This is a genomic window from Psychromonas algarum (genome assembly GCF_004376845.1).
In the GTDB taxonomy this organism is placed as follows: Bacteria; Pseudomonadota; Gammaproteobacteria; order Enterobacterales; family Psychromonadaceae; genus Psychromonas.
This window is the reverse complement of sequence record NZ_SNUW01000007.1, coordinates 116,840-129,916: the sequence shown is the minus strand read 5'-3', so window position 1 is coordinate 129,916 and position 13,077 is coordinate 116,840. Positions and strand designations below refer to the sequence as shown.

The 13,077-nt window shown below is 36.7% G+C and carries 10 protein-coding genes; 7 read left to right on the top strand and 3 right to left on the bottom strand.

Features of this window, described 5'->3' with window-relative positions:
• The first annotated feature begins 144 nt into the window (after window positions 1-144).
• The gene (locus tag E2R68_RS08200; RefSeq protein WP_134277207.1) at window positions 145-1,848 is read left to right on the top strand and encodes an FAD-dependent oxidoreductase; all 1,704 of its coding nucleotides are present in this window, start codon (window positions 145-147) and stop codon (window positions 1,846-1,848) included.
• A 283-nt stretch (window positions 1,849-2,131) separates the two neighbouring features.
• Here the strand turns inward: E2R68_RS08200 and E2R68_RS08195 are convergent, their stop codons facing one another.
• The 3 genes from E2R68_RS08195 to kdgR all read right to left on the bottom strand — a co-directional run bounded on the left by E2R68_RS08195 (window position 2,132) and on the right by kdgR (window position 6,433).
• On the bottom strand, window positions 2,132-3,307 hold the full coding sequence (locus tag E2R68_RS08195; protein ID WP_134277206.1) for an oligogalacturonate lyase family protein: 1,176 nt from the start codon (window positions 3,305-3,307) through the stop codon (window positions 2,132-2,134).
• A gap of 57 nt (window positions 3,308-3,364) precedes the next feature.
• A complete protein-coding gene (locus tag E2R68_RS08190; RefSeq protein WP_134277205.1) occupies window positions 3,365-5,122 on the bottom strand; it encodes a sodium:solute symporter family protein in 1,758 nt (585 codons plus the stop codon).
• Window positions 5,123-5,647: 525 nt separating this feature from the next.
• Complete coding sequence (gene kdgR / locus E2R68_RS08185) at window positions 5,648-6,433, bottom strand: DNA-binding transcriptional regulator KdgR (protein ID WP_134277204.1); 786 nt, start codon at window positions 6,431-6,433, stop codon at window positions 5,648-5,650.
• A gap of 263 nt (window positions 6,434-6,696) precedes the next feature.
• Between kdgR and kduD (E2R68_RS08180) the strand changes: the two genes are divergently transcribed.
• The 6 genes from kduD (E2R68_RS08180) to kduD (E2R68_RS08155) all read left to right on the top strand — a co-directional run bounded on the left by kduD (E2R68_RS08180) (window position 6,697) and on the right by kduD (E2R68_RS08155) (window position 13,060).
• Entirely contained in the window at window positions 6,697-7,458 is a 762-nt protein-coding gene (kduD, locus tag E2R68_RS08180; protein ID WP_134277203.1) for a 2-dehydro-3-deoxy-D-gluconate 5-dehydrogenase KduD, read from the top strand.
• Window positions 7,459-7,491: 33 nt separating this feature from the next.
• On the top strand, window positions 7,492-7,812 hold the full coding sequence (locus tag E2R68_RS08175; protein WP_134277202.1) for a cupin domain-containing protein: 321 nt from the start codon (window positions 7,492-7,494) through the stop codon (window positions 7,810-7,812).
• Window positions 7,813-7,860: 48 nt separating this feature from the next.
• Window positions 7,861-8,499 (top strand): RpiB/LacA/LacB family sugar-phosphate isomerase, encoded by a 639-nt coding sequence (locus tag E2R68_RS08170; protein ID WP_134277201.1) that lies wholly within the window; start codon window positions 7,861-7,863, stop codon window positions 8,497-8,499.
• Between the two features lie 205 nt (window positions 8,500-8,704).
• Window positions 8,705-10,123: a glucuronate isomerase gene (uxaC, locus tag E2R68_RS08165; protein WP_134277200.1), complete on the top strand. Its 1,419-nt coding sequence runs from the start codon at window positions 8,705-8,707 to the stop codon at window positions 10,121-10,123.
• A 14-nt stretch (window positions 10,124-10,137) separates the two neighbouring features.
• Complete coding sequence (locus tag E2R68_RS08160; RefSeq protein ID WP_134277199.1) at window positions 10,138-12,138, top strand: heparinase II/III domain-containing protein; 2,001 nt, start codon at window positions 10,138-10,140, stop codon at window positions 12,136-12,138.
• Between the two features lie 160 nt (window positions 12,139-12,298).
• Window positions 12,299-13,060, top strand: coding sequence for a 2-dehydro-3-deoxy-D-gluconate 5-dehydrogenase KduD (gene kduD, locus E2R68_RS08155; protein ID WP_134277198.1), 762 nt, complete (start codon window positions 12,299-12,301; stop codon window positions 13,058-13,060).
• Window positions 13,061-13,077 lie beyond the last annotated feature (17 nt).

Below are 13,077 nucleotides of genomic sequence, written 5' to 3'. Positions count from 1 at the left end.
CTTAATTAGTTTTTGCTGTATTAGCTTTTACTAATCTTTTGTTTTATAGTTCATCCATTGAATAAAGAACAACATTAGTTAGTGATTATTTTAGTTATCAATATTGATGACTAAATGGCATGTTTTATAGAGAGGTAAATGAGTATGACTAAAATCGTTATCATTGGTGGTGTCGCTGGTGGCGCGTCTGCAGCAGCCCGTGCTCGTCGTTTGAGTGAAGATGCGCAAATTATTATGTTTGAACGCGGTCCTTTTGTTTCTTTTGCTAACTGCGGTTTGCCTTATCATATTGGTGGCGAGATTAAAGAGAGAAGTAAATTATTACTACAAACGCCAGAAAGTTTTCTTGCTCGTTTTAATGTCGATGTACGACCACTGAGTGAAGTGGTGAGTATTGATCGTGCTAATAAACAAGTCACGATTCGATTATTAAGTGACAATAGTGAATACACTGAAAGTTATGACTTTTTATTATTGAGCCCAGGTGCGGGACCGATCGTTCCGCCTATTGCTGGCATTCAAAATCCATTAACGCATTCGCTACGTAATATTCCAGATATGGATAAAATTCTTCATACATTAAGCGAAAACAAAGTGGAACACGCAACCGTGGTCGGCGGTGGTTTTATTGGCTTAGAAATGATGGAAGCATTTCATGCTTTAGGTATTAAAACGACTTTAGTTGAATTAGCGGATCAAGTGATGACTCCTGTTGATAAAGAGATGGCCGGTTTTGCACATGAAGTGATCCGTAATAATGGCATTGATTTGCGCTTGGGAGTGGCACTTGAAAGTGTTGAGTTTATATCTTCAGCTTCCGTTGCAAATATAAATGCGGGTGAGAAAACAGAACACCAACACTTATATGGTCATTTAACGCTGAGCTTAAATAATGGTGACAAACTTGATACTGATATTTTGATAATGGCGATTGGAGTCCGACCTGAAACGTCATTAGCCAAACAAACAGGGTTAGAAATAGGCCTATTAGGCGGTATTAAAGTGAACGCGCAAATGCAAACCAGTGATCCTGCTATTTATGCAGTGGGAGATGCTATTGAAGAGCAAGATTTTGTCACTGGTGCACAAACTATCGTCCCACTAGCTGGGCCTGCTAACCGTCAAGGGCGAATGGCAGCTGACAATATGTTAGGGCGTAATGAAAGCTATCAAGGTACACAGGGTACGGCTATCTGTAAGATTTTTGATTTAGCGATTGCGTCAACGGGGAAAAATGAAAAACAATTAAAACGTGACAATATTGCTTATGAAAAAGTGTACGTGCACACGGCAAGTCATGCGAGTTATTATCCTGGTGCAGAAATTGTATCTTTCAAAATGTTGTTTGATCCTGTTAGCGGTAAAATACTTGGCGCTCAAGCTGCAGGTAAAGACGGTATTGATAAGCGTATTGATATTATGGCTGTTGCACAGCGTGCTGGTATGACGGTTGAGCAACTGCAACATTTAGAATTAACTTATGCCCCTCCATTTGGTAGTGCAAAAGATGTGATTAACCAAGCGGCTTTTGTTGCGCATAATCTGATGAAGGGGGATAGCAAAGCAATACATTTTGAGCAAATTGATCACTTAACTGATCAGCAAGTATTGTTAGATGTGCGCAATCCTAATGAATTAAAAAATACTGGCGTTATTGGTGAAGCGATTAATATTCCGGTTGATGAGTTGCGCCAGCGAATGCATGAACTGCCAAAAGATAAAGAGATTATTATTTATTGTCAGGTCGGTTTACGCGGTAATGTGGCTTATCGTCAGTTAGTTAATAATGGTTTTAAGGCCCGAAACTTAATTGGTGGTTATCGTACTTATCAATTTGCTAAGATTTAGACATAACAAAGGGCGTTACTAATTAGTATTTAGTCACGCCCCGATTATTTAAATAACTGATGTTTTTCTGTGCTTTTGAATTATCTGTTAATGCTTTATCCACTTTTTTTAGTAAACTCTTTAACGGTGGATTTTGACCCGTTAATGTTGCTTTATTGCTCACTATCATAAGTAATAAAACACAGTGAATTTGCCGCATGTACGCTAAATGCATACAAAGCAGCAATAAGGCCAAGTGAACGCGCTATTTTTTCATTCTCATTTCCTTTCTATTACCTAAACTTCAGTCATCAGGATTCACAAAATTTTGTGGTACTTCTGCTAAATAAAGAGCAGGCAAACCTTCAAAATCACTAGTAAATAAAACGGCACTATCATCGGGAGTAAACGAAGGATGAGGATGAGTTATTTGGCGATCCCCATCTAATACTTTCCATGATGAGCTATGTTTAGCTAATTTTTTATAGGATTTATTTTTAGTATTTAAAATATAAAGAAATGGGTCGTTATCAATGCTATAACCAGTGCCATCCACAACATCAACAGGTGTTCCTGAGCCATCTCCAACCATCAATGAACCATCAAAATTACTCATTAAATGAGAGCACGCTGGCATCTCCATCAGCGCTTCATTTTCAAGTGTTTCTGGGTTCAATTTGTAGATGATACGACTCTGTTTACCTTTAAAATAAGAAACATACGCCATCGCACTGCCATCGGGGATCCAAAATTCATGAGTACATGACTCACCTGGAGCATGATCTTTTATTTTACGAACATGAGTCCCATCTTCATTAACTAACCACATACGCGCATCGACTAAATCGTGTGGACCTTCATGGCAGAAAGCAATACAGGTATCATTAAATGGACGATATATAGGGTGCCCTAACCATGCATCTTCTTGGTGAACAACTTCTAGTTCTCCTGTTTTAATATCTATTTTGATTAAACGGCAAGTCGGCTTGGTATGGTAAAAATCATGGAATTTTTGCCAATCAGATAATGGCTTCCAACAGCTTTTTAATATTTCAATACCGACCAGTTTTGTACAGTCACTATTAGCGACCCATGTACCATAGCCTTTCCATTTGTCATCAACTGAATAGATAATACTTTCTTGTAAAGTTGATAGATCAACTTTAATTAAATGCAATTCATTTTTTACGTAGAAAAATGACTTTTCATCACTCGAGATAAAGCCACCGAAAGTGTTATCGCCAGTACCTTCGGTTAATTGAGTCGCTTGTTGTTTATCAAAATCTAATAAGTAGTAATTACGTTGACCATCGAAGTCGCCTGCAAAGAGTAGATTTTTACCGTCTTGTGTAAAACACTTTTGATAGAAATAATTACGATGACACGTCATATTTGTAGGGGTTAATCGTGTTACTTTAATACCTGTATCGCTATCGATAAAGTCAGAAAATGTAAGTGGGATAATGCAACCTTTAGACATAAAGCCTCCTAAAAATCAGCTGTTAACTTATAACTGCTGATTTTATTAATTAATTTACTAAGTGATTTTATTGATGGTGTTATCTAGTTTTGCACTTCGTTTTAAAGCATAACCGATACCGAGTATTGCAAGAGCACAGCCTAAGAAAACAATGCGTCCAGATAATGGATTGGGTATAAAGACCATAGCACTTAAACCAACACCCATTACCATTACTAATATGCCAAGTTTGTTGCGTTGCATTCTGTCAAATATATCTTGATCATCTTCTGCAATGACTTCTGTCTCAACATCTTTAAAGAATTTTTCTGTTTCTTTTTTGTTATTGTCTTTAGCTTCAGAGTAGAAAAGTGTTGATGCCCAGAAGAAACCGCCTGTTAAGAATAAGTGGGCAGCAATGGTAATTGTAGTGCGGAATTCTGAAATTTCACGACCAGTCAAGTTTTCAAGGCCAAACCAACTACCAACAACTTGAGGTGTAAAAATAGTCATAATTGACCATGATACACATCCACCGAAGATAACCGTTGCCCATGGTGCCCATTTAGGCGTTTTACGAATTAGCATACCAAAGAATAAAGGTACTAAAATTGGACCTTGTAATAGAGTTGAAACTTGCATCATTAAATCAAATAAGCTCAACTCTTTAAGTGAAGTAAAGAATTGCGCTGTCATTATCACTAGCAATCCATTGACAATACAAGCAACTTGACCAGCTCTTAATTGCTCTTTTTCATTAGCTTTACCTTTACGTAAAATCGTTGAATAGAAGCTACGAACAAAAATACCAGAGTTTCGGTTTAATGCTGAGTCCATTGATGACATGGTTGCAGCAAATAAACCGGCCATTAATAAACCGACTGTACCAATAGGCATCGCTTCTCGGGCAAATACTAGGTATACGGCATCGCCTGCTTTTTTACCAAGTTCTGGGTATTGTGCTGCTGCATCTGGATATAAACTTGCAGAAACCCATGGTGGAATAAACCAAATCACAGTACCAACTAACATCATTAAACCAGCCATTAATGCGGCTTTACTTGCATTCTTTGAGTCTTTGGCACTTAAAAAACGATATGAATCTTGCATGTTATTGATACTTTGCAGTTGTTTAACCACAAAAAATAAGAATGAGCAGACAATTAATAGTGGGTAATTCATGTCAGGGCCAATCCAAAAATTAGAAGGGAACTGAGTCACCATTTCACCTGGACCACCGATAGCAATTAATGCCACAATTGCACAAGCTACTGATATAACAGCAATAACTAAGGTTTGAATAAAGTCAGATGCTACAACACCCCAAGCACCACTAATTAATGAAATCGCTAATACGGCCAGACCTGTTATCCAAATGGTGCTCACAATGTCAGCATGGAATACTGCAGAGGCAAAGACGCCCAATCCATTTAACCAAACACCACCATTAATAATGCTTAGAGGGATAATTACCCATGTGAAAAATTGCTCATTGGTGCCAGAGAAACGATGACGTATACCTTCAGTTGGTGTATCAACACGCATTTGACGAAAACGTTTTGCAAAGTATAAATACGCAATTAAATAAGCCAATACGTTACCTAGAAATACCCCTGTTACCGCAAAGCCTGAGCTATAAGCTTTACCTGCTGCACCTGTGAATGTCCAAGCTGAGAATTGGGTCATAAATGCAGTTGAACCTACCATCCACCAAAGCATTTTACCGCCCCCACGAAAGTAATCACTGGAGCTATTATTTGCCATTCTTTTGAACATAAAGCTGATGGTTATCATCAGAGCGAAATAACCACCTATCACTAGATAATCGTAATTCATACTGAACCTCTTTAGTTTTTTTATGTAATATAAAATTAAATTTCAATTGAACCCTTGTTCTTTCTTTATTGAAACATCGTTTCATTTATTTTTCAAATTAAATGTGCGTGATGAAGATCGCTTTTTATGCATTTTGTTATTTGCTCTTTTAGTAAATCGTTTTAATTAAATAAGGTACTGCCTTATTTAATGCTGAAGATATGATGCTGTAGAGGGGGAATTTATGGAGTGTAAAACTTTAATAAGATAGTTAAAGTCGAGTATTAAATAGCTGTGTAAATTAAATTGAATTTTCCCTAAGGATTTACTCATTATTGTGAGATAAAAATATTGAGTGCATTTGAGCTTCTCTCGTTTCTCTGGCGATAATTAAGAAAAAGAATGTAGCTGATATTTTTACACTAGGATAAAGATCGGAAAGAGAGTTGTGGTTGCTATAAACATGCTTTATTAAGTGTTGAGGCTTAATAAAGCATCCTGTATATAAAAATAATCATTGAAAAAAGGTGGGGGTTTTCAAGGGGATTATTTTTCTGGGTATGTATGGCAACCCAATTGTGTTGAAATGTTTTTACCTGCTTTATGTAATAGAGCAACATAATATGAAATGCGTTTTTCATCAAAACGGATTGTTGGAAATGAAATGGATATTCCCGCAATTACATTATCAAAACGATCATATATTGGTGCAGCGATACAACGTAAACCAGGTTCTTGCTCTTCATTATCTTCTGCGTAACCCTGCTCTTTTACTAGCTTTAATTCAGATAGAAGCTGGTTAGTGTTCTCTAATGTTTTTTCTGTGTGCTTAATAAATTCAACTGATGATAATGTTTCACGCACAAACTCTTCTTTACGTCCAGCTAATAGAACTTTACCGATCGCTGTACTGTATAAAGGGTTACGACGGCCTATTTTTGATTGCATTCTTAGGCTGTAGTTAGAGTCAATTTTATGAATGTACATGATTGAGTTGTCGTCTAATGCACCTAAATGTAATGCTTCATTTGTTTCTTCTGAAATCAGGCGCATTTCTTTATCTGCTAGTGAGATCAAATCAACGTATTCAAGTGACTTAGCACCTAGTTCAAATAACTTGAGTGTTAATGAATATCTATCAGCTTCTTCTTCTTGGGTAATATAACCTAGTGTTTTCATAGTTTGTAGAAAGCGATAGGTAGTGGCTTTAGACATCATTAATCTCTGAGAAAGCTCAGAGACACCAATCTCTTTTTGCTCACCTAATGCCTGCAATATATTAAATACTTTTAAGACTGATGAGACAGATTCAGGTTGCGTTGGTTTTTCCATTATTTCCCTCTGATTATTTTTAATTGTTTGTATTATACCTTGCGTTTAATTGCTGTGCAGTATTTTTAAAAAGCCTTTTTAAAAATTTGAAATCAGTTTGAATTTGGTTGCGAATTAAATTATCCAGCTATTTCTTCTTGAAATAATGAAACGTTGTTTCATAAAAATATTGCAACTTTTGTTTTTAGGTGTATATTAAGTTGCATAGTCAGTGAGCAGCTTTAGTTTTGTTCACCACATTACCCTCTATTAAGGAACTTAATATGATTTTAGATTTATTGAACTTACAAGATAAAGTTGCCATCGTAACTGGCTGTGACACAGGTTTAGGTCAAGGTATGGCTTTAGGTTTAGCTGCAGCTGGCTGTAAAGTTGTTGGTGTTAACTACATTGAACCAACAGAAACAATTAAAAAAATGAACGCAGGTGGACATACGTTTTTAGATGTACGTGCCGACCTTCTTAAACAGGATGATATTCCTGCTGTGATTGAACAAACAATGACAGCATTTGGCAAAGTAGATGTTTTAGTTAATAACGCGGGCATTATTCGCCGAGAAGATGCACTTGATTTTTCTGAGAAAAATTGGGACGACGTGATGAATATTAATACTAAAACTGTTTTCTTTATGTCTCAGGCTGTTGCAAAACAGTTTATTGCGCAAGGTAACGGCGGGAAAATTATTAATATCGCTTCTATGCTTTCATTCCAAGGAGGTATTCGAGTACCGTCTTACACTGCATCAAAAAGTGCTGTAATGGGTATTACTCGTGCAATGGCTAATGAATGGGCGAAAGAAAATATTAACGTTAATGCAATTGCACCAGGCTATATGGCAACAAATAATACAACCGCTTTAAGAGCTGATGAAGATCGTAATGCGGCAATTCTTGAGCGTATTCCTGCTAATCGATGGGGAACACCTGAAGATGTGGCAGGTCCTTGTGTCTTCTTAGCTTCAGATGCTGCCAATTATATTAATGGTTATACCATTGCTGTTGATGGTGGTTGGTTAGCTCGTTAATACAATAAACGTCTAGAATAGAGTAGGTAATTTATGTTTGTACATAATAAAGACATTCAACTAGCAGATCTTGGTGATGGTATTTCACGCAAAGTCTTAGCTCACAGCGATAATATGATGGCAGTTGAAGTCCATTTTGAAAAAGGCGCAGTTGGTGCAATGCATCATCATCCCCATGAACAACTAACTTATGTTTTATCCGGTGTATTTGAATTCACTATTGGTGATCAAGTACAGATAGTGAAAGCAGGCGATACTATGTATAAAAAGCCAGATATTGAGCATGGTTGTATTTGCTTAGAAGCAGGTGTACTTATTGATAATTTTACGCCTATGCGTAAAGACTTTATTTAATCCAATTTATTTAACTTTGATAGGCGGCGAGAGCTGCGGGAGAAATTTATGAAAATAGCTTTAATGATGGAAAACAGTCAAGCAGGTAAAAATGCAACCATTCTAAGTGAATTAACAAGTGTTGTAGAACCACTGGGGCATTCTGTTGCAAACGTTGGTATGAGTGATGAAAATGATCATCACCTAACTTATATCCACCTTGGAATTCAAGCAAGTCTACTTCTGAACTCTCAAGCTGTTGACTTTGTTGTTGCGGGATGTGGTACTGGGCAAGGTGCCATGATGTCACTTAACTTACACCCTGGAGTATCTTGTGGTTATTGTTTAGACCCGTCTGATGCTTTCTTATTTAATCAAATCAATAACGGTAATGCGTTAGCCCTTGCTTTTGCTAAAGGCTTTGGTTGGGCTGCTGAGTTGAATGCGCGTTATATTTTTGAAAAAGCATTTACTGGGCCTCGTGGTGAAGGTTACCCCGTTGAACGTAAAGAACCTCAAGTTCGTAACGCTGGTATTCTAAGTGAAGTTAAAGCGGCGATTAATAAAGATAATTATTTAGATACATTACGTGCGATTGACCAAGAGTTAGTAAAAACAGCTGTATTAGGTGAGCGTTTCCAAGCGTGTTTCTTTGATAACTGCCAAAGCACAGAAATTAAAGAGTACGTTCAATCGTTATTAGCATAAGAATCTTTGATCGGCTGTTATTCACAATACTATAAAGTAATGCGAAATATTAAAATCCGACGTTTATTTAATGTCGGATTTTTTATACTCAAAAATCAGCGTTTCCCCTTTATCGGGTTTATTTTTGAACACTTACAGAGGAGTAATTTGATAAACACTTTGTTTTAGAGTGATTATCAAAATGCTAATTTAAAAGGGTGGTTTTATGTCACAGTTTATAAATGAAGATTTTTTGCTGCAAGGCAAAACAGCAAAAAGTTTATACCATCAACACGCATCAAAAATGCCAATTATTGACTATCATAATCATCTTGATGCAAAAGATATTTACAATGATATTCAATACCGTTCAATGACGGATGCATGGTTGAGTGGAGATCATTATCTTTGGCGTGCATTAAGAAGCAATGGTGTTGATGAACATTTTATTACTGGTGATGCCCCTAAATATGAAAAATTTCAGAAGTGGTGTGAAACGATGCCTTACTTACTGGGAAACCCTCTTTATCATTGGTGCCATTTGGAGCTGAAAACTTATTTTGGTTTAGATATTCGAATTAATAGTGAAAACTGTGCAAAAATTTGGAAGCACTGTAATGCACAATTAAAATCCTCATCTCACTCGCTACGCCAATTATTATTGAGCAGTCATGTTGAAACATTATGCACCACGGATGACCCTCTTAGCGATCTTAGCTATCATCGAAAATTAGCTGAATCAGATTTCTCAGTACAAGTTTTACCTACTTTCCGTGCTGATAGTTTATTTGCGATTGATGATGCTGAAAAATTCCATCAAATGCTAACCAAATTAAGCGTACTAACTAATATCGCAGTGAATGATTTTACAAGTTATGCAGAAGCTATTATTGAACGAGTACGGTATTTTTCAGAACATCAATGTCGTTTATCTGACGTTGGGCTTAAAGTTGTCAATTATGCTCCTAGTTCAGCTGCTGTACTTGATCAAATCATTAGAAAGTTATTGTTGCAGGAGCCACTTTCAGCATTGGAAGTTGCACAATTTAAAACGGCTGTATTTAAGGTGCTTGGCGAAGCTTATTATGCTCATGGATGGTCGATGCAAGTACATATAGGTGTGTTAACTAATGTTAATAGACGCCGTTTAAATGAGTTAGGTAAGGGGACAGGGTTTAGTGTTATTAATGATAATGCCATCGCAACTAACCTTTGCCATTTACTGAGCATGTTAGATGAACAACGTCGTTTACCACAAACTATTTTATATAGTATTAATCCTAAAGATAGTGTGGTTTTAGGCTCTATTTTAGGCGCATTTCAAGATAGTGATTCGGTACCTGGAAAAATTCAATTGGGTTCGGCTTGGTGGTTCAATGATCATAAAGCAGGTATGGAAAAGCAATTACAAGATTTAGCTAATCTAGGTGCATTAGGGCGATTTATTGGCATGCTCACAGATTCTCGTAGTGTTTTATCCTTTTCTCGTCATGATTATTTTCGTCGCATATTGTGTAATTTAATTGGCCACTGGGTTGATACAGGGGAGTTGCCTAAAGATAAAGCTCTTCTATCACAAACGGTAGAAAACATTTGTTATTGGAATGCTAAAAACTATTTTAACTTCAATGTGTTAAAAAATTAATATAGGTGCCTTTTATGTTGCAATTTACTACCCAAGAAATGGCGGCTATTCGCCAGAAAGCAAGCCACTCACTACTAGAACAAATTATTGATGATAATAAAGTGGTATTAACGTCAGACACGTTAGTGCCTCCCGATGCACGAGCAACATGGAATTTATATTATTTTTGTCCGGAACATGGCGTGCGTTTAATTTGGGATAGAAATAAACCCACTGAACATGTTTGTCCTGCTGATGGTGCGATATTAACTGGCGAACCTTATAATGGTGCTTGGTGGCGTGGACTAAATGGTTTAAATGCAAAAGCTTGTAATGATCTTGGTTTGTTGTGGCAAATTACACAGGAAAAACAGTACTTAAATAAAGTGAAGGAAATTTTGCTGGGATATGCTGAGTTTTATCCTGACTATGAAGAGCATGGTGGCATTCCTTACAACGGTCCTGGTAAAGCAAACTCACAAACACTGTGTGAAGCAAATTGTAATATTGACTTTGCAAGAGGTTATGACTTCATTAAAGAACAATTAACCTCATCTGAGCAATATTATATTGAGCAGCGTTTATTAAAGGAGGGAGCTGAATTTTTAATGCGTCATCGTAGTGACCAGTTACATAATCATGAGATGAAAATATCCGCAACCATTGGTGTAATAGGTTTAATTCTTAATGAACAAGGTTTTATTGATTTTGCTGTAAACACGCAATATGGCCTGAAGTATCAATTAGAGCATGGCGTGAAGGGTGAGGGACTATGGTTTGAAGGCTCAATTCATTACCATTATTATGCGCTGCAAGCATTGCTGAACTTTGAAAAAATGGCATGTAAAACAGAGCATTCGTTATTGTTGCATCCAAATTTTTATAGAATGTTAGCTTTCCCTTTAAAATTACTAAGTAATACAGGGGACTTCCCGCGTTTAAATGACTGTATTGCAGGTCAAGAAAAACTATCACACAACCACCTTTTTGAATTTGCATATCGAGAATTTAAAGATCCTTTGTTTGCTTCAGCATTAAAAAATATTTATTTAAACTCAGACAGAAATAATATTGAAGCATTATTATATGGAGCTGATTTTTTACCTGATGCAGAGCAATTACGTTGCCATTCAATACATGCAGAGCAAACTGGGATCACTATTATGCATGAATCCAGTAATGAAAATATGTTGCTAGTGAAACACTCAACTTATGGTGGAGAGCATGACCATTATGACCGCTTAGGGTTAATTATTTGCCGCAATGGTAAAGAGATATTACCAGACTTGGGCACGACAGGTTATGGTGCAGAATTGCATTATGGTTATTACAAAAATACGCTGACACATAATACTTTAGCGGTTGAGCAAGGAAATCAACCCCCTTCAAAGCCATCAGTTAATCACTTTAAGAAACAAGCTGAATTTACTTGGTTAGATGTACAAACTGATTGGTGTGGAAAATTGCCAATCGTTGATAGTCATACGATAGTGCAGTGGGATGAAGATGCGTATCGAGATATTTACTTTCGTCGTCAGATTTTATGGTTAGGTGATGTAGCAATTGAATTTAATCATATTAATAACCCTCACCTTAAAGCATTAGATCTTATATGGCATATTCGAGGCGTGCATTCAGGTCTGAACAAAGAAAATGAATGTGATAACCCAATGCTTGGTGCACTTGCTCGTATGACTGGTACTCATAGTAAAACAATTCATCAACATCATTTATTAACTTATGAAATTGAGGGGCAAGAATCATTTAAGCAACAATTGTTTGTAGATCATGAGGTTGAATTATTATCGGGCTATGCCCCAGATAATCCCGCAGTGAGTGACCTTGCTTATTCGATTGTTCGCTCTCATCAAGAAACATTAAAAGTAGCAATGGTACATAATTTAAGTGCTGATTTAGCACTTTCTGTTGCTAATTTAGTGTGGCGTGAGAATGGCGTTAGTTTGCAAATAACACGTCACAATAAAATACAAAGCATAGATATTTCTTATGCTGATGCACAGGTTATATTTTCGTAAAAAGTTTATTTAGCTGATGATGTCTTTATCTAAAGGATACTTTTAAAATGTAACTGAGGTGGCTGCTTAGTGAATATGTCTACTAGGCTGTTATATTCATTTTTATAATCAGTTAATCTGGGTAAATCAAAAATAAACTACATTTTATAGGGGTGCTTATATGATTTTAGATTCTTTAAATTTACAGGATAAAGTTGCTATCGTGACAGGTTGTAACACTGGTTTAGGGCAAGCAATGGCACTTGGTTTAGCTGAAGCAGGCTGCAAAGTTGTTGGCATAAATCGCAGAGAACCAACTGAAACAATGGAAAAAATGAAAGCTGCTGGACATCAATTTTTAGCAGTACGTGCAGACCTTAGCAAGCAAGATGATATTCCTCATATTATTGAACAAACAGTATCTACTTTTGGGAGAATTGATATTTTAGTCAACAACGCTGGGATCATTCGCCGTGAAGATGCGCTTGAATTTTCTGAAGAAAATTGGGATGACGTAATGAACGTAAATAGTAAAACTGTTTTCTTTATGTCACAAGCTGTTGCAAAACAATTTATTGCTCAAGGTGATGGTGGAAAAATTATTAATATCGCTTCTATGCTGTCATTCCAAGGTGGTATCCGCGTACCGTCTTACACTGCGTCAAAAAGTGCTGTCATGGGGATCACCCGGGCGATGGCAAATGAGTGGGCTAAATTTAATATTAATGTTAATGCGATTGCTCCTGGTTATATGGCCACTAATAATACGACTGCTTTAAGAGCAGATGAAGAGCGTAATTCGGCAATTCTTGAACGCATTCCAGCTGGACGTTGGGGGACTTCTGAAGATATTGCTGGTCCTTGTGTTTTCTTAGCTTCTAAAGCCGCTGATTATATTAATGGTTATACAATTGCAGTTGATGGTGGTTGGCTAGCTCGATAGTAGGCGTTGCCTGTGAC

Excerpts from the sequence above, each read along its gene's own strand:
- E2R68_RS08170 (WP_134277201.1), top strand. The coding sequence starts at position 7,861 with ATGAAAATAGCTTTAATGATGGAAAACAGTCAAGCAGGTAAAAATGCA.
- kduD (WP_134277198.1), top strand. The coding sequence starts at position 12,299 with ATGATTTTAGATTCTTTAAATTTACAGGATAAAGTTGCTATCGTGACA.
- E2R68_RS08175 (WP_134277202.1), top strand. The coding sequence starts at position 7,492 with ATGTTTGTACATAATAAAGACATTCAACTAGCAGATCTTGGTGATGGT.
- kdgR (WP_134277204.1), bottom strand. The coding sequence starts at position 6,433 with ATGGAAAAACCAACGCAACCTGAATCTGTCTCATCAGTCTTAAAAGTA.
- E2R68_RS08195 (WP_134277206.1), bottom strand. The coding sequence starts at position 3,307 with ATGTCTAAAGGTTGCATTATCCCACTTACATTTTCTGACTTTATCGAT.
- E2R68_RS08200 (WP_134277207.1), top strand. The coding sequence starts at position 145 with ATGACTAAAATCGTTATCATTGGTGGTGTCGCTGGTGGCGCGTCTGCA.
- uxaC (WP_134277200.1), top strand. The coding sequence starts at position 8,705 with ATGTCACAGTTTATAAATGAAGATTTTTTGCTGCAAGGCAAAACAGCA.
- kduD (WP_134277203.1), top strand. The coding sequence starts at position 6,697 with ATGATTTTAGATTTATTGAACTTACAAGATAAAGTTGCCATCGTAACT.
- E2R68_RS08190 (WP_134277205.1), bottom strand. The coding sequence starts at position 5,122 with ATGAATTACGATTATCTAGTGATAGGTGGTTATTTCGCTCTGATGATA.
- E2R68_RS08160 (WP_134277199.1), top strand. The coding sequence starts at position 10,138 with ATGTTGCAATTTACTACCCAAGAAATGGCGGCTATTCGCCAGAAAGCA.